This window comes from Bradyrhizobium sp. MI1.10 (genome assembly GCF_055811035.1).
Genome location: NZ_JBVVPN010000026.1, coordinates 18,338 through 34,664, shown reverse-complemented (window position 1 = coordinate 34,664; position 16,327 = coordinate 18,338). Strand labels below are relative to the sequence as shown.

The following is a 16,327-nucleotide window of genomic DNA, read 5'->3' as shown; positions in this document are numbered from 1 at the left end:
GCTCACTTGAGCTGCTCCAGATAATGAATGATCGCGATCATTTCGTCCGATTGCAGCGGCATCTTCGGCATCAGATTGCCGGGTTTGATGTGCTGGGGATCGGCGATCCAGGCGCCGAGCGTGGCCGACGTATTCGGCAACGTTCCCGCCGCGATCGTCGTGCGGCTGCCGATATGCGTGAGGTCCGGACCCAGCTGCCCGCCGGCCATCGTACCGCTGATGTTGTGACACAATGCGCAGCCGCGTCCTCGAAACAGAGCTTCACCCTGCTTGCCGAGTTGATCGGTAGGGCTGTTCGCGCTCTGGTTTTCATGATCGCGCCAGCGCCCGAACTCGTCGGGCGACATCGCGATCACGGCGAACGCCATATGGGCGTGCTGGATCCCGCAGAACTCGGCGCATTGCCCGCGATAGATGCCCGCGTTCTTCGCCGTGAATTGCAGCTCGTTCTTCTGCCCGGGGATCAAGTCCATCTTGCCGGTCAGGCTGGGCACCCAGAAGCTGTGGATCACGTCGGCGGATTCCAGCTCGACTTTCACCGGCTGGCCGGTCGGGATCCGGATCTCGTTGGCGGTCACGAAACTCTGGTGCGGACTGTCGGCTTCATAGCGAACCTCCCACCACCATTGATGGCCGATGATCTTCAACGTGAGGGCATTCTCGTCCTTGGCGAAGACGGTGCGTTGTCCGGCATAGCTGACGAAGGAGAGACCGAGCACGACGACGGTGGTCGCAATCCCAAGCGCCAGGACGACGCGCCCGGAGCGTTGTTCGAAGGGCTGGTGGAGGTCCAGCGGCTGATCGGCTGTGCGATTCCGGCGTAATAGCCCCAGGCCCAGAACGATGACGACGGCGGTCCAGACGATCGCCGCGACAATGAGGAAGATGAATAGCGTATGCCGAATCTGCTCAGACTGCAGCCCTTGAGGGTCAAGCGCCGACTGCTGGCCCGCGCACGCAGCAAGCGGCCAGGTCATGCACAACACCAGAAGCCTTCGCACCCAGACCTGCATTGACGCTTTGTCGCACTCCGCTTCACAGGCGGAACCGGGCAGGCCTACAAAGGTTCCTATGCGCTAACCGGAACGGTTGGCCGAAGAAGGACATGTCCGACATCGATCATCGGGCTAGAATGGCCAGCCCTTCACGGCGATCACGATCGCCGCGTCGCCAGCGGCCATCAGCAGCAGGACGGCGAGACCGGCGATGACCGCGCCCGGCTGGGCAAGCACGCGCAGCTGTCCAAGCATTTGTTGGCCCCAAAACGCAGCAATGCCGCGATGCGCCTGAGGGTTCCTGCGGGTCTGCCGGGGGTTGACATGCGAGCGCCGGAACGAAGACTCGAGATCGCGCGCTCCTGCGACGAATTTGAGGGTTCACGTGCCGCGCTATCATTTCGATCTGGTCGACTCCAAGACCGTTGCAGACGAGGGAGGTGCTGAATTACCCGACGACATCATGGCGCTGGATGTTGCCGAGGAGATCGCGAGGAGACTTCTTGCGGAGCGTCCCGAACTCAGGAATCGTCATTTTTCCATCCTGGTCACGAACGAGGAGGGTGAGGAGATCGGGAAAGTGCCCCTGGATGTCCTGCACTGAAGACCATCCAAGACGGTGCACAGATTGCATCGAATCACCTAAAGGTTGCTTTTGGGAATCTCGCTCTGAACGCGCCATGAATCGTCAGGAACGCCGGGCTGCTGCTCGAGAATCTCGCAAATCCAAAGGCCGCGCAGATTCTACCACACCGGTCGCTGCGCTTTTTGAGTCTGGGTTCGTCCACATGCGAGCCGGACAATTTCGCGACGCGGAGGTCTGTTGCCGCCAGGCTATTGCACTGGACGCCAACCACGCAGACTCGCTCCACTTGATGGGTTTACTATCCCAACAGGTCAAGCGCTATGACCACGCACACCAGTGGATTTCTCGCGCAATACGACAGGATCCCAAGCCAGTATACTTCCTCAGCCTTGGAATCGCCTTTCTGTCGCAAGGAGATCACAACGAGGCGCTGAAGGCCTTCGATAAGGCGCTCGAGCTGGGATTAGACGATCCCAGTCTGTGGCTGTCTCACGGCCAGACCCTGGTGAAACTGGAACGACCTGGCGACGCTCTGATCAGCTTTCAGCACGCGCTCAAGCTCAGTCCACAATATTGGGAGGCTGCGAACCAGTGTGGGATCCTTCTCCATCAACTGGGGCGAACCGAGGAGTCGCTTTCATATATCAACATATGCAACCAGTTGCGGCCAAATCACCTTCCAACCCTGCAACAGAGAGCGGCATTGCTGCACGGCTTGAAGCGGTTCGAGGACGCACTAGCGATCTGCCGCGATGCGTATGAACTCGACCCCGACAACGCCAACATCTGCAATAATCTCGGTATTGCACTAAGATTTTTGAAGGAAGATGAGGAATCATTGCAATGGTTCGACCGGGCCTTGGAGCTTCAATCAAACTTCGGAGATGCGCTTCACAATAAGGCGGTCGCGCTGACCAAGATGCATAAATTCGAGGAGGCTTTCGCGATTTATGATCGCCTAAAAGCTTCTGATCCAAACGACGTCATAGCAGATTTGGGAATTGCGCATCTTCATTTGTTAATGGGAGACTTCGAGGCAGGTTGGACTGGCCGCGAGGTGCGTTGGAAGAGTTCTACTCTTGGAGGGGACTATGCAAAAGTCCAGCAGCCCATTTGGCTTGGAAACGAGAGTCTCGAAGGCAAGACGATCTTGATCGCTGCGGATGAAGGCTTAGGGGATACAATTCAGTTCGTCCGCTACGTTCCTATGGTGGCGAGGCTAGGCGCTCAAATTATCCTTGTCGTTCAGGATGCGCTGCATTCTCTCTTGTCGCGTTTTTCGGGCATTGCTCAGTGCATTCCCTTGTCGGCGAGTAGTCACCTGCCGGCCTTCGATTTTCATTGCCCAATCATGAGCTTGCCGTTGTCGCTCAAGACGAGGTTGGAGTCTATCCCGTCTGCTATCTCGTATCTTCCCAATCCGCCAAGAGCTCGTGTGCGCGCTTGGAAAGAACGACTCGGCCCTCATCACAAGTTTCGCGTGGGGCTAGTATGGTCAGGAAACCCGGAGCATCTTGACGATTACAATCGATCGATACCATTGCGAACCCTCTCAAGTGTCCTGGATGTCAGCGCCACCTTCGTCAGCCTCCAGAAGGATCCGGGATCGAACGACAGAAAGGCTATGCAAGAGCGCCCGGGGCTTCTCGACTTCAGTGACGACCTAACCGATTTCGTAGAGACTGCGGCCTTAATCAAGTGTCTTGATCTCGTTGTCGCGGTAGACACCAGTGTTGCACATCTCGCCGCCTCGCTAGGACGGCCGACATGGGTTCTGTTACCTTACACTCCGGATTATCGCTGGTTGCTCGACCGCGACGATAGCCCTTGGTATCCGACCATGCGCCTGTTTCGACAGACGTCATCCCGAGATTGGCGAGAGGTGCTCGACCAAGTGCGAAGCGAGCTCAGACTTCGGACCTTTTTATTCGAAGGATTCCAGGCATCCGCGGCGTTCGAGAACCCTTTTCGTTAGGCGGATAGCAATGCTCTCTCTTGCCCGCCGTGATTTTTATTCCGGTTGAACTGGCCACCCGTTCAGGCGAAGGATGCGTGCGAGCCGCTTCAAGACATGAGGGCACACGCTCATGTTTCACCTTATCGAATGTGAGTTAGGCGTTTAAAATATTACGACGATCGCTTTTCCGTGGCCCCCATGATGGATTGGACCGAGAGTTCAGTATTTTCAGTTGGTTAGAAGGCGGCGCGTGCACGACGTGTGCACCGGGAGATCAAGAAGAATACATTGACGGCAAGCGTGGGCGATCACGCCTTGAGGCAATTTGACGTCTGCAGAAGCTAGCGCGCCTGGCTTCCGATTTTCACAGTGGGTGAATCCACCAGCGAAGTTTCTCAGAGCAGCTGACTCTTAATCAGCGGGTCCGAGGTTCGAGCCCTTGGTGCGCCCACCATCCTTAAGAAATTGGCCCGCAAGGGCTCTTTTAAACTCCTCGGCAGACCAAACCGGGTCTCGTACGACGCTCTTAATGGTCGTACGTCGCACGCCGTGCGACGAGGCGGATAATTAGGACCGAAGCCCATCCACTACTGTAACACGAGCCATACCGGTCTGCGTTCAGCTCTTCATGCCTTTCTTCCGCACCTGCAATTCAAGCCTGTGGATGCCGGAATCGGCGCGAGCCGCATTGCGGGCGCGGTAGTGCTTCACGATGGTCTGCGCACTTCGGTTTGAATGCCCAGTGATGTCGCAAATCGTCAGCAAGTCTCAGCCTGCCCGATCGAGCAGCATGACGCAGTTATCACGTAAGTCCTGGTCCTGCTTTTGGTCGAGTTCGCCGGCTCCGTGACGAACATCAGCGTGCGGCAAGGCTTCAGACGCCACGCTGCCTCATCGCTATTGCTGTCGCGTGCGGCCTGCGCACCCAGCTAGTCCGTTAATGCACGCTTGCGCCCATCGACCGCTCGAGCGCGTTGTCGCGCGCGAGAAAGCCGAAGATAGCAACGGCCCGGGCGGTAGACACTTAAATGCGAAATGTGCAGCACCTTGCTCAAGCCTCACCGCGGGAGGACAGTGAAGTTCACTCCCTTCAGGGCAGTCGAGCTGCACAGTCTCTACCTCGTTCACTAACGCAGGTTAGATCGGGTTCCAGTCAGTCCTCGGGGGTCTGCTCCCCCGCGGCTCGCCGTCGCTGCGATCGAGTGCTCGGAGGCGACCGCAATGCAGGTACAGCCGAGGCGCTTCGCTCCGCCTCTTTGACTTTAAGCCGGAGATCTTCCAGCTCTGACAGTTGACAAACGAGGTCGTTCAACCGTTGGACAAGAAGGACCGAGCGATAACCCTGCATCAACGCCCTCCTGAGTCTGCAGCTATCCAGACAGCAAAAGGACCCAGCCTCGGGGCGGATGAAGCTGGGGCTGTTGAGCTGCCTTGGCGAAGGCAGTCGCCCCTTGGGGAGGGCCCGGGAAAACTTGGCAATCGGCAAGTCGTTCCAAGCCGAACGAAAATGAGCTCCAGGCCCGCGGGGCAACGGGGAAAGCTTGGGCCGACTGCATTACCCACTTGGGGATGGGCGTTGGGAAAATTTGGTAACCGGCGAGCCGTTCCGCCTGCCGTGCCCCCGAAAATGTTTGTCGTCCTTGCCGTTGGGGCTGCCATCGCCGTCGCCGTTACCTCACGGCTCGCTTCTTCGTCGCCTCCATGAGCACGTGCGCCGGGGAGTGGTCGATCGATAAGCAGTGTCGACCGATCGAAAGCGCAGCCGGACGACTATAAATGAGGTTGAAATTATATCTTTAATCTAGTTTAATATCGAAAATTAAATCGAACGGTATTTTCGGGATTTCGGAATCATGCCTCAGTCTCCGTCCATCGTGCCCCATCCATATCCACGTGACGTCTATATTGTGCTTGAGGATTTCGGAGGTGGGCTCGGACGTGCCTGGAGCGAAACCTCCGAAGAGGACGCTAGTCGAGCGACGCTGATGCGCCAAATAATGGAAGGCCAATACAAGCATCCTGCTCGGATCGTAGTCTTCAACACGGTAGAGGGTTGGTCCCGTGATGTAACTGTAGAGATTGCAGATGAACTGCGCCGCTGCTTTGTCGAGTTCGATGACATTGCCCCAGCCGCGTTGGAATTCATCGAGAGAGTTGGAAGGAGTTGATTGTGGTGCCCACCGTACCCTAGTTTGCGCCAGTCTCACCAGCTTATCAGAGATGAGGATGATGCGACAGCACGAACGAACTAGCTACCGCGGCGAGGCGTGAGGCGACAGCTTGGTGCGGTATTAGGCCATCCCGTTGTTATGTCTGGTTGTGTTGGGAGCTGCCATGTCGATGAACTTCCGCAGCCGTGCGCCTCAGCTGACTGCCGGCAAGCAGATATTGTCATACGATTGAAAGAGGCGGAGCATCGATCGATGGTCGAACGCAGCTTTCTGGCCGTCGCGGACCGGGTCCAATATTGGCACGTGACCGACCTCGACGCCGCTGAGCCCTGCGATGCCTGCCGCACCTGGAGGCAATGATCGCGAACCTGATCGCTATGTTGCGAACGGACGACCCGCGGTCCTAAATGCTTGCTGGTGAGCTCGAGGCAGTAACAGTCGGAGCCGCCGGGCAGCCTTCACTCATTCGCGATTCGTCAAGATCAATGTTCATCCTCGCAGGATGTAGCCGAAGGCGAGCCCAAGGCATTCACTTCTTCGACCTCGCTCTCCATCCGTATTCCTCATGCGGAATCGTTGCGGTGATCTCGACGTCATTGCCGGCCGAAACGCGCCAGGCTGCCACCCCGAAGCACAAGGTCAGCGTCAGGGCGAGGGCAAGCAGAAGCATAGAGACGAAATGGCTCACGCGCGTGTATCCGTAAATCTGAAACCAGTTGAGAGCGTGCACAGAGGCCCGATTCGGAAAATGCAGACGATCTGACCCATCGGCCGTTTTCCCCATCCTTACACGGGGCCAAAAGCGCTCACGATCCCGATCGTGATCGGCACGAGTGCGACCACCACCCACAGAGCGGGCGAGCTGGAGGACAGGCCGACGACCAGTATCAAAACACCGATACCTACGAGGGCCGCTGAGATTGCGTAGGCGACTGCCTTTTCCATCTGTCGATCCACGAACAATAAGGGACCGGTCGCGCAAGCACGACTCGAGGCAAATCGAAACGTTCCCGTCTCGATTTAATTTGGTCTCAAAATTTCATTTAATTCTGTTTCAGTGGCTTAATTTCGCCAAATTACAACGCGCTTTCTGCGCGTCGGGGCAGGGCTATTAACCCGGAGTCCTGCATGTTCAATCGAGTAGTCGTAGCTTTATTGCTCGCTTTTGTGACATCCATTTCTTCTGAAGCACGCCCCTTGCGCGCCGCTTCGCCACCTGAATGCAACGTGATTATGCCATGCGACTTTTCATCTTCGCTGGTGCAGGCGCAGAGATACACGAGACCGGCACCGCGCCTGCAGCGAGGTGCCGTTGCTAGCCTACGGGCCAGCTCAGGGGCCTTAAGTAGTGAGATCGTCAGCGGTCGTCCGGCCGGTTGCCCTCGATCGTTCTGCGGATGTGGTGCGGCGATCCGAGTGTTTGGTCGGGTAGTACCGGAACTGAACCTCGCAGCCAATTGGCTGCGCTTTCCCCGCACCTCGCCAGCACCGGGAATGGTTGCCGCGCGACGTGGACACGTCTTCGTCCTTGAACGGCACATCGCCGGTGACATCTGGAAGGCGTACGATGCCAACTCAGGTGGGCACGCAACGCGAATTCACCCGCGCTCCCTGCGAGGGTACACCATCGTCAACCCTCATGCGGCCTAGGGCCATCGCGCAGCGTTCCCATTAGATTTTTCTCGCCACGTTCCGGAGCATCCGGCTCGCGGCTTCCGCTCAAAAACAGGGCCGCAGCAGTTTTCGCTGCGGCCCTGAAGTTGCAACTTGATTCTGCGCCAGCGTGTTCTCGCAGTTGGTCCCGAACACCGAAGTTGATAGGTCCGCCATCATGGGAAGCTTCAATGCAGCCAGGGCGTTCCATGACGATCATTGGCGTTCACATCAGAACGATAGAATTCGACGATGCGGTGCTTCATTGAGACCCGGACACGATAACCAGCGGATATCCACGCTCTCGCTTGAGGACCTGCTCTCTTCAGAGTGCTCCACCACGCAGTGAAGGTGTAGGCCGATCTCGGCAGAGGCTTCCCCAAGATCGCTTCAATTTCTGAAAAGGTCAGGCGGAGACTTTGACCGTTCTCCGTTCGCAGCCTTTCATGCAATGGCTGGTAAATCGACCTCGGCATGCGAGCACTATATCGACAAAATGGGCCGGCTGCCCGGCATTGGAATAGCAGTCTGGTGCATATAGAGCGCGGAGGCAAAAGGCATTATCATTCAGGTCTGCAAGACCTCGCGGAGCCTGACGCAGCGACGCCTCTTTAGTGTTCCCTTAGCTCTAGGTCTCTCAGCAGCACGTGGAGAAAGTCGCTGGCGTGGTCATAGCATTTACGACCATTCACGATCTCGCGGGTGCGCGGCTCCAGTGTGCTGGCGATGGCTTCCGCGCCGGGTAGATCAGCCTGGTGCGACCACTGCTGTAGCGGCCGATCAGGAATGTTTTGAGCGGATCCAAACAGCTTCAGCACACAATAATCGCCGTCGTGCTTGTGATCAGCTTTCGCATAAAAAGCGAATAACCCTCGAAAGGTATTACGGGAAACGGCAGGTTTTGCCATTTAACATTCCCCAACGTAAAATCGACTCGCTTTAAGTCTAGAAATCTGACGCGTTAACAAAATAAAATCCACTGGAATTTAATCGCTTGCCTTCGAAAAAGAGGTCATCAGAACTGACGTAAATCGAAGCACCATACGTCACAGTTCGCGCCGTCCTGCGTCTCCGATACCCTATGCTGCTACGGGACAATCGACCTTAGCAGGCGGCCGAGTAGGATGGGCGGGCCAGGGGCTGCCCCGCAAAATTGCTACCAGACCTCGCAAGTGACTGAGACGACCGATGTTCGCTCAACCCTCTCCCGAAGTCGCTCTCGTAATCAGACAGTCGGTCTGGCGCTGCCCGGTGAATAGCGCGCGATAGATCTGTCCCCGATCGAGGCCAGTTCAATTTGCATCGGCTGCGGCGACCCACTCGATCGGGGTGTCGCGACCGCAGGCCGGCACCTAGCCGCTCGACAGGGCATTGTCTGGTCGCCATTTCATGGCTTGACGTAGGTCCATCCCTGCTCCTGCAACTGCATCACCCTAACGACGCCCGACCTCACCACTTGGGCTTGGGCAACGATCGGAATGTCTTTATTTTCGGCCTTTTGCATTTTCTCTTGCGTGTTTCCACAGGCTTTGAATGATACTTCCGGCGTGCTCAGAGCCATTTCCTCGATTCGTGCTTTCACCGGCGACGTGTCATCGCGGAGCATATGGAGGCCGGGGCCGAAGGTAATCACCTCAACTTTCACCCCTTCACCAACCTCCTTGTAGTATTGCGCGACGTTGAGTGCATTGTTCAATGCAAGATTCATTGACGCGGAGTCGCTTGTGTTGACTTGAAGGATTAAGCGGTGCTCGTTCTTGGCAGCAGACGATGGCACGATGCGCGCCAGCTCAAATTGTTTTGGCGTCGCGGCCCGCGCCGATGAATTCGCGTGCGTTCTTGCCACGCCATGTGTTGAGGCTGCAGGCAAACTAGGCTGTGCCGGGAGCAGGCGAGTCTCCTGTGCCGCGGAACTAGACAGCCCGACCAGGAGCGAGATGATTGTCGCGATCATCGCTGTGATAATCTTCGGAAATTTGGGCATTATGTTGTTTCTCCAAGCAAGCTGAGGTTCATGATCAATTGTTGGGCTTCGCGATCGCGCGTGGCCATTTGCATGTTGTCGCCAATTTTGCACGCACGCTCTCGATACCATCGAGAGCGAACACTGCACCGGCGCCGGCCCCCGTCCGGCGTGACACATGCACAGAAAGTTCGCTGTGGCCGGGGATCGATTGCAACAGGCGAACGACATCGCTTTCAAGTGCGACACCGCGCGCCGCCGTGATTGTCGAGACCTGAAAAGGTGGATCATCATTGATGCGCAGGGAGACGGTGTAATCCTCGCGGCGGCCCGATAGGCCGGCTCCATCAAGCAACACTTCGGTCAGGCCGCCGCGACACCGTATCGACAGGCTCATTGCTGCGTCGGAACTGCCCCCTTGAGATGGTAGTGTAGCCTTGATCATCGATGAATAATCAACCGGCGAGGTGGTCTCGCTGACGATCCACGCCCCGGCTCCATTTGCGGGCCGATCAGAGACGCGAACCGGCGCCATAGGGTCTTCGGCGCCTCGGGCCCGAGCGAGGTCATTTGCGATCGCGAGCGTCACGACGAGAGCGATCAGGGTGAACGTCATTGTGCCGCCTGGCTCGAACGCGGCAGACGATCGAGCCAGGCCTGCGCCGCGGGAAAGCGCGTCAGGCCAGGGACCGTCGCCGCCAAGTTGATCGACTTCCATTTCGGATCGAAACCGGGCTCCTGCAGCTTGTTGATCCGCGAGAACAGGCGGTCGACAAAGCGCGCCACACGATGAAAGCGATTGGATTTGATCGGCCAATTGAAAGCGACCAGCACGGTTGGAACGGCAATAGTCGTCACGCGTTCCCCCTGCCTGATCAAGTTCGGGTAATCAGCTGCGTCCAGCCAAGATGGCAGATAATAATCTTCGAACTTGCTCTCGTAGGGGACCGGCAAGAACTTGAAGCCGACATCCCAGCGACCACGTATGAATGCATCCACCGGCTTCGAGGTTATGAAAACGACGGCGGCCAGCTCACCCCTGCGCATTTGTTCCATCGCAACCTGATGGGGGATGAATGCCTTATCGACCTCGATCCCAAGCCGGCTGAAAATCAGCGGGCCCGAATAAGCTGCGGCGGTACCTTGGGTGTTGAAATTGACCTTCTTTCCGACCAGATCACTCAAGCTCTGAATTTCGGGCCTGACGAATACGTGCAGTTCAGATGGAAACAGGTTGAGCACATAGGTGATCCGTCGCTGGATGTCCGGCACTTGGCTCTTGTACTCGTCAAGTGCGTCGGAATTGATGATTGCTGCATCAATGCCCCGCAAATACAGCAGCGAATTGACGTTTTCGGTTGCGCCACGGGTCACGATGGGCAGCACGTGGAGGTCCGTTCCATCATCGGCCACTCGCGCCATTTCCGCGGCAAGCCGAATGGGAGCTCCTTCCAGCAGACCTCCGGCAATTCCAACAGTCCAATCGTTCATGGCCGCAATTTCCGTCCTTGCATGATCCGCACGCGCCCGCGGAGTCTGCTGGGCCATTGCCAGGCAACAGCCCATGATCAGAAGCGGAGCGGCTATCACGATGAGGAGAAACCAAGAACGTATTCCAACCAGCTGCTTCATCGATCCGGCTCCCCTAGGAACGTCTATTCTGTTTTGTCCGCTGCACTCTTCACTTCGACACGTAAGTTAAAATTCGATCTGACTAGTCGATACAGCGCACGACCATTTGTCTGCACCGATGCTGCTAACGACCAAGTGCGTCGAACCGCTCCCTTGCCTCCTTGACCCCTCCGGCTGCTGCTCTGGCGTAAAGCTCCCGCGCCTTGGACGTGTCGCCGCGCGTTCCGCTCGCGCCCCATTTGGCAAGCAGGCTCGGATCATACGTTTCGGCGAGCGCGAAACTTGCCGGTGCGCTCCCTAATTCGGCAGCACGCTCCAGGACAACTCGTGCCGCGCCAATGTCGCCTTGTCGAAGCAATCCGGTTGCGCGAGCGATCAATCGCACGAGCGCGGCTGCGTTTTCGTTCCCGAGAACCGGGGATGGCGCCTTCGGCTCAGCTGCTGTGACCACGAGCTCTCGCGCGAATTGCGCGGGCGGCGCCTGCGGCGATCCCAGCAGCAGTGTTCGGAGCAGTTCCCTTGTTGGCGAATTGCCGGCCCCGCCTTCACCCGACACCCCGGCGGGTAGCCACGGTCCGACATTCGGGCGTGTTGCGGTAAGTTCTTGCTCATCTCGGCCGGATTGGTTGCATTCTCGCCGGAGCTGCTTTTTCAACTGTTCGGCTCGATCATCGTTTGCCGCGGCTTGCGCTTCATACGCGAACAGCTTGGAACGCGCCAACGAGAGCTCTTGCGCCAGCGCATCTGCTCTTTCGTGCTCTTCCCTCAATGAGAGCTTCAGTTTGGCCGAGGTATTCTCTGCCGTTCGGTTGGCCTGCGCCGTCTCTTCGATTGCCTTCGCGATCTGCTGGGATCGGTTGTCGAGCTCGATTCGCGTCGTCGCGAGCGTCTCCTCCAGCTGTTTGGTACGATCGTGCTCCTGTCGGAGGCTTGCCTGTACCTGAGCCTCCGCTGCCTCTTTTGCACTGATCTCTGCGGCTTGTCTGGTTACCTCTGCCGACTCGGTCTCCAGGTCGTGATGAGCGGCTGTCAGATTCTGCTCCAGCCGGTTTGCCCGATCTTTCTCCCGCTCGACAGCTTGTTGCAGCTCTCTCGGATCACTCTGTGCCCGGCGCTCGGGTTCGCGACCCTCGGTGCCGATTTCGCGGCTTAGCCGTGCCTGCACTTCGAAATCGTTGCGCGCCTTGACAAGTTCCCGTTCCAGACGCTCCGTGTGCAAGCGCTCCTCCCGAAGCGATTTCTGCAGCTTATTGGTTTCATTCTCGGTGGCCTCCGCAATGCTGGTCCATTGCTCGCGTGCATGCTGCAACAGCCCCAGCACGATATCCTGCTCCCGTCGGCATGTTCGAAGGTCACCAGCAAGGGCCTGTATCCTCTCCTGTTCTGCGGCGAGCACTTGCCGCGATCGCTCGGTATTGTTGATTGTGGCTTGTGCGAGCTTCAGGGGTGTCGTGTCGGCAGATGGTTTCAGCTGCGCCGCGCGCCACCCTCCCGAGCCGGTCGCGCCGCGCAAGTGCGTCGCCATGACATGGGCGTCGCTCGCCGGCCAATTTGGCTGCTGCGCGAGAACGGGTATGGTCAATACCGATATTACCGTCAGGAGAGTCGGTGCAACCCACGCCGACGTTGTTGCGCAGGTGCGCGCACAGCTACGAACACAATCCGAGACAATCCACACGTCTGCGCGGCGAACGGGCGATCCAAGGCCCGACCCTGCCTGCATCTGCGCTTGTGCCCACATCCGCGACATTAATGCGTCAATCCGTTTCCCAATTGCAATTTATCCATAGGCAAAAATAAACCATATTATATTTTATTCAATGATTTATGTCGCTAGTTAAATTTTCGGCCGATGCGGCCGGTCGCTTGAGAAGGAGATCGTCCAATGCTCCACCGAATCCCTTCTTTGATCGTTGCGATTATCACGAGCGTATCTGTGCTGGCCCTCGCCCAAGCAGGCGGCGCAGTGGCGGGCTCCGCGGGTGCTGGCACTGGGACGGGCACGGGCAGCGCCAACACTGGTGGGTCAGCTCCGTCCGGCATGGGTACGAATGCGAGCAGCGCCAACCCTGGTCCATCGGCGCCTCCAGGAATGGGGACACGAGACGTTGGTGCCGGTGCAAACCTGAGCCGCACCAGTCAAACCAACAGCCCGGACGTTCAACCCGCCACGTCGAAGTCGCGGGCGGCGGCGCAGGCCAAAAGAAATGCCGGCGCTGGCCACGCTCAAAATGGTCTGCCGATCGGAGCTATTGGCACCGGCACGAGCAACGAGGAGCAGATGATCGTTGGACCGTCACCTAACCGGAAAATACCGGCAGCGAAGGTCGACGGTAATATCGCTGGAATAGTTGGTAGGGGCTCCAGCCTTTCGGACCAGGTGAGCCGGCCGCGCGCCTCACGAGCTGGGGAAAAGGTGCTGGACGCCAAAGCGCAAGTCCAACGGCGAACGACAGTTTCGCATAAGCGCATTCCCGACCCAGAAAACAGAACTCGGTAGTCTGAGCGGCCCGAGCCGGGCAGCGAGCGCGCTTTGGCGTCCCTGCTCCGGTCTGCGCGCCGCCAGACAAAGGCGCCGGCAGGGCTTGGTTCTCCATGGGGCGCCCTGAAGAGGACTGACGCCCGGCACACGGCCGAGCGGGATTCGGGCTAAGCGAGAGCATTCACGCGGTTATGCGAGCGCTCGATTCCGCGGCATTCGGATCATGTCCGATCGGTCGGAGCGAGGAGCCAGCCGTGCATTGTTCGAAATGCTCGCGAAGCATGTCATTAGCCAAGTGCTCCCAGAACTCAGCTTCGGCGAGAAGCTTCCAGCTTCGATCAGGATGATGCGCAGAAGTCTGTCGGCACAGCGACGCCATCGCGCGCAAGCGGCGTACGGTCTCCATCCACTCCTCCCATTGGTTTTCTCTGACCTTATTTCCTGTTTTGCGTCGTATTAATTATGATTATATCAGATAACTAAATTTGCCTCCCATGGCGCGACTACCGAAATGATTTGACGCGAACGACTTTCGCTTTGCTTTCAAATTGTCTTATGAAGCGCTGCTTCATAAAACCTAAAGACAAATAAAAAGCCGGGGCTTAAACAACTCAGGTGCAGGACATGATCCGCAGCATGCCGCTCGTGGATGATCTCGGTCAGAGCCGGAAAGGGACGCCGGATCAAGCGCAGCACTTTTCCTGGCACAGAGCCTTCACTCGCATCGGCCTGCCTTGAAACTCCGCTGCGCGCACGCCTCATTGGGGAGCGATCGGGCGGCTGGAGCTGTGCCAAAGGGTTATCGGAGGCTTCAAGGTCGATCCGTGAAACGATCGTCTTCGAGTTCGCTGAAATTACGCGCGCCGCTCGCCATCATTGAATCCGCGTGCGGCAACTCGTCCCAAACCGGGGCCTACGCATCCGTGACGCCGGCCCTAATCTCGCTCTTTCTCCGAGGCTTCGCCCTTCCGCCCTTCGCACTTGCTCTCGTAGCCTCTGCAATTGGGCAAGCAGGCTAACGAGCTCCATCGCCGTTTGACGCAGAACAGCCAAGCGGCCGCAAACTGCACTACTCACTACAATACCCCCAAACAGGCCCTTGCAGGATCAGCGATCGGAAGCGTTAGTTTGCGCCGACCTGCCGGTGTGACGCTTAACTTACGGTTCATGAGGGCGTCAGTTCGCTTTACGACGATAGACCAAAATATTTCGCATCCTCCGGTAAGCCCTGGCAGAAATAGCCGCCAAGACAGGATTCTGGATGAACGCTGCGCCATGATTGAGCGCAACCGGTCCGTACCAAGACGAGTTCCCAGCCGGGGCGGCAGCCATGCCGCAACAGGTCAACTCCGCACACGCGACGTCAAATGAGACGGTCGGCCCAAACTCGTGTAGTGCTGGTCAGTTCGGCTCCGCGTCTGTACCGAAGCCCGCTACGCATCAGCACAGCGGCGCTTCCTCGAATATCTCCCTGGGCCGCACGACCGGCTCATCGACCCAGGCCTCGCGAGCGAACCAGTTGTGATTGGCGCGACAGACCGGGCATCGAGTATTGCCATAAAACACAACGCTCCGCAGGAAAGCCTCACGGTCCGACCTAATACCAGTAGGAATCGCGCGACCGGTTTGCGGACATTTGACCATGATCATTCCCATGCGAGCCTCCCTAGGAAATTATTCGTTGTCGAACGAAAGAGAACCGGCCGGCTGGAGTGCGTCGTCATCTCAGTGTGGGTTACTTGGGGGGCATCGCACACTGGGAGTGCTTGTTCGAGCAGGGCGGGTTGCTCGTGACGACGTTTTTCCAACCGGCCGGATCGCTGCTTGAGCGATTCCTTGGACGCCGCCGCTCTTTGGCTCAGCAGCGCGGGCGTTGACTATGCGTTTCTCGAAAGCTCCTGGGGCGCCACCGAAAATGGGCCAATCTGAGCGGGTGGGAGTTTTGCGCGTGCTATGCCGCTCGCGACGAAGACGATCATGTCGCCCGTGATGGGCAAATTGGCTAATTCGATCACCGGTTTCACTCCACTCTCGTCAGCGAAATATTCGTCGTTAGGATTTAATCCTGCAAATTAAGCCTTGCGCTGTCGGTCTGGTTTGCGACTCTCGTCAAGTTTTATTTTTTTCTGTCCTGCACGCAGGAGGCCAAGATCATCGCGGCGATTTCTGCGAGCTGTTCTCGGTCGGCTGTTATTTCGACGCAGGGCCCGCTTCTTGGTATTTGAATGGTTGCATCCGGTTCAAGCATGAAATAAATATTGATTATATTGAGATCATATAAATCCCGTTGTTAATTGTTGTCAATGACGTAAGCTGTTTTCGTCATTTTTTTGGTCGGAGGAGACGATGCGGGAATCAGTCCAGAAGAAGCGCAACTCCACCTCGGCTGCGAAGCAGTTGGCTCAAATGCGCGAGAAACTAGCGAGCATCAGCGAGAGGGAGCGCGTTCTACGAGAGCGGAGTGCTGCTCGCGAAGTTTACCGCTATCTGCTGGACTCTCACCGGTTGACCGCGCCGGCGACCTTTCTCGGAGGACAAGTGTTGAATATTTCTCCATCTGGGGTGAACGAGGGTGGTCAGCTGGCGGCGTGACCAGGGGCCGTATGGTCATTCGAAACGAATCCCAGTCAGGCGATGTGCATCCGCACTGAAGGTGGATTTGCGCCGCTGTAGCACGGCGATCAAGCCGAGTTTCCTCGGCAACTGCAGCTCGTTTGAACGCGCCGCGGACAGGACGTTGCAGGATCAGGATGTTGTCGCCGGCGCGGGGCCCCGGGGGGGGGCCCCCCCCCGGGGGGGGGTGGGTTCCACACAGAGCGCATATAAAAAAAAAAAACAGCAGTATGGTTTTTGTACCCAACCGGGGGAGCTGTTGTGGGGGGGGGGGG

General features: G+C 57.7%; 14 protein-coding genes. 3 read left to right on the top strand and 11 right to left on the bottom strand.

What is annotated here, in order from left to right:
• Positions 1 to 2 precede the first annotated feature (2 nt).
• The gene (gene coxB, locus AC0L3K_RS25490) at positions 3 to 977 is read right to left on the bottom strand and encodes a cytochrome c oxidase subunit II (protein WP_354128829.1); all 975 of its coding nucleotides are present in this window, start codon (positions 975 to 977) and stop codon (positions 3 to 5) included.
• Between the two features lie 150 nt (positions 978 to 1,127).
• Entirely contained in the window at positions 1,128 to 1,250 is a 123-nt protein-coding gene (locus AC0L3K_RS25485; RefSeq protein ID WP_007592920.1) for a hypothetical protein, read from the bottom strand.
• Positions 1,251 to 1,380: 130 nt separating this feature from the next.
• Here AC0L3K_RS25485 and AC0L3K_RS25480 point away from each other — a divergent pair, with 130 nt between their 5' ends.
• Entirely contained in the window at positions 1,381 to 1,599 is a 219-nt protein-coding gene (locus AC0L3K_RS25480) for a DUF6894 family protein (protein WP_007592918.1), read from the top strand.
• A 76-nt stretch (positions 1,600 to 1,675) separates the two neighbouring features.
• Entirely contained in the window at positions 1,676 to 3,556 is a 1,881-nt protein-coding gene (locus AC0L3K_RS25475) for a tetratricopeptide repeat protein (protein WP_473367096.1), read from the top strand.
• 2,682 nt (positions 3,557 to 6,238) lie between these two features.
• Here AC0L3K_RS25475 and AC0L3K_RS25470 read toward each other — a convergent pair.
• The 9 genes from AC0L3K_RS25470 to AC0L3K_RS25430 all read right to left on the bottom strand — a co-directional run bounded on the left by AC0L3K_RS25470 (position 6,239) and on the right by AC0L3K_RS25430 (position 15,095).
• A complete protein-coding gene (locus AC0L3K_RS25470; protein ID WP_245285881.1) occupies positions 6,239 to 6,397 on the bottom strand; it encodes a hypothetical protein in 159 nt (52 codons plus the stop codon).
• A 98-nt stretch (positions 6,398 to 6,495) separates the two neighbouring features.
• Entirely contained in the window at positions 6,496 to 6,654 is a 159-nt protein-coding gene (locus AC0L3K_RS25465; protein WP_007592914.1) for a hypothetical protein, read from the bottom strand.
• An 896-nt stretch (positions 6,655 to 7,550) separates the two neighbouring features.
• Positions 7,551 to 7,838: a DUF7662 domain-containing protein gene (locus AC0L3K_RS25460; protein WP_473367095.1), complete on the bottom strand. Its 288-nt coding sequence runs from the start codon at positions 7,836 to 7,838 to the stop codon at positions 7,551 to 7,553.
• A gap of 135 nt (positions 7,839 to 7,973) precedes the next feature.
• Positions 7,974 to 8,270: a hypothetical protein gene (locus AC0L3K_RS25455; RefSeq protein WP_007592912.1), complete on the bottom strand. Its 297-nt coding sequence runs from the start codon at positions 8,268 to 8,270 to the stop codon at positions 7,974 to 7,976.
• A gap of 479 nt (positions 8,271 to 8,749) precedes the next feature.
• Positions 8,750 to 9,346, bottom strand: coding sequence for a DsrE family protein (locus AC0L3K_RS25450; protein WP_354128826.1), 597 nt, complete (start codon positions 9,344 to 9,346; stop codon positions 8,750 to 8,752).
• Between the two features lie 34 nt (positions 9,347 to 9,380).
• The gene (locus AC0L3K_RS25445) at positions 9,381 to 9,941 is read right to left on the bottom strand and encodes a hypothetical protein (protein WP_354128825.1); all 561 of its coding nucleotides are present in this window, start codon (positions 9,939 to 9,941) and stop codon (positions 9,381 to 9,383) included.
• Entirely contained in the window at positions 9,938 to 10,957 is a 1,020-nt protein-coding gene (locus AC0L3K_RS25440) for a TAXI family TRAP transporter solute-binding subunit (RefSeq protein WP_354128824.1), read from the bottom strand. The genes AC0L3K_RS25445 and AC0L3K_RS25440 overlap by 4 nt, the downstream gene beginning before the upstream one ends.
• A gap of 124 nt (positions 10,958 to 11,081) precedes the next feature.
• Positions 11,082 to 12,539, bottom strand: a complete 1,458-nt coding sequence (locus tag AC0L3K_RS25435; protein WP_473367094.1) for a coiled-coil domain-containing protein — start codon at positions 12,537 to 12,539, stop codon at positions 11,082 to 11,084.
• Between the two features lie 2,340 nt (positions 12,540 to 14,879).
• Positions 14,880 to 15,095 (bottom strand): hypothetical protein, encoded by a 216-nt coding sequence (locus tag AC0L3K_RS25430; RefSeq protein ID WP_246649160.1) that lies wholly within the window; start codon positions 15,093 to 15,095, stop codon positions 14,880 to 14,882.
• A gap of 690 nt (positions 15,096 to 15,785) precedes the next feature.
• Here AC0L3K_RS25430 and AC0L3K_RS25425 point away from each other — a divergent pair.
• The gene (locus AC0L3K_RS25425; RefSeq protein WP_007592890.1) at positions 15,786 to 16,031 is read left to right on the top strand and encodes a hypothetical protein; all 246 of its coding nucleotides are present in this window, start codon (positions 15,786 to 15,788) and stop codon (positions 16,029 to 16,031) included.
• Positions 16,032 to 16,327 lie beyond the last annotated feature (296 nt).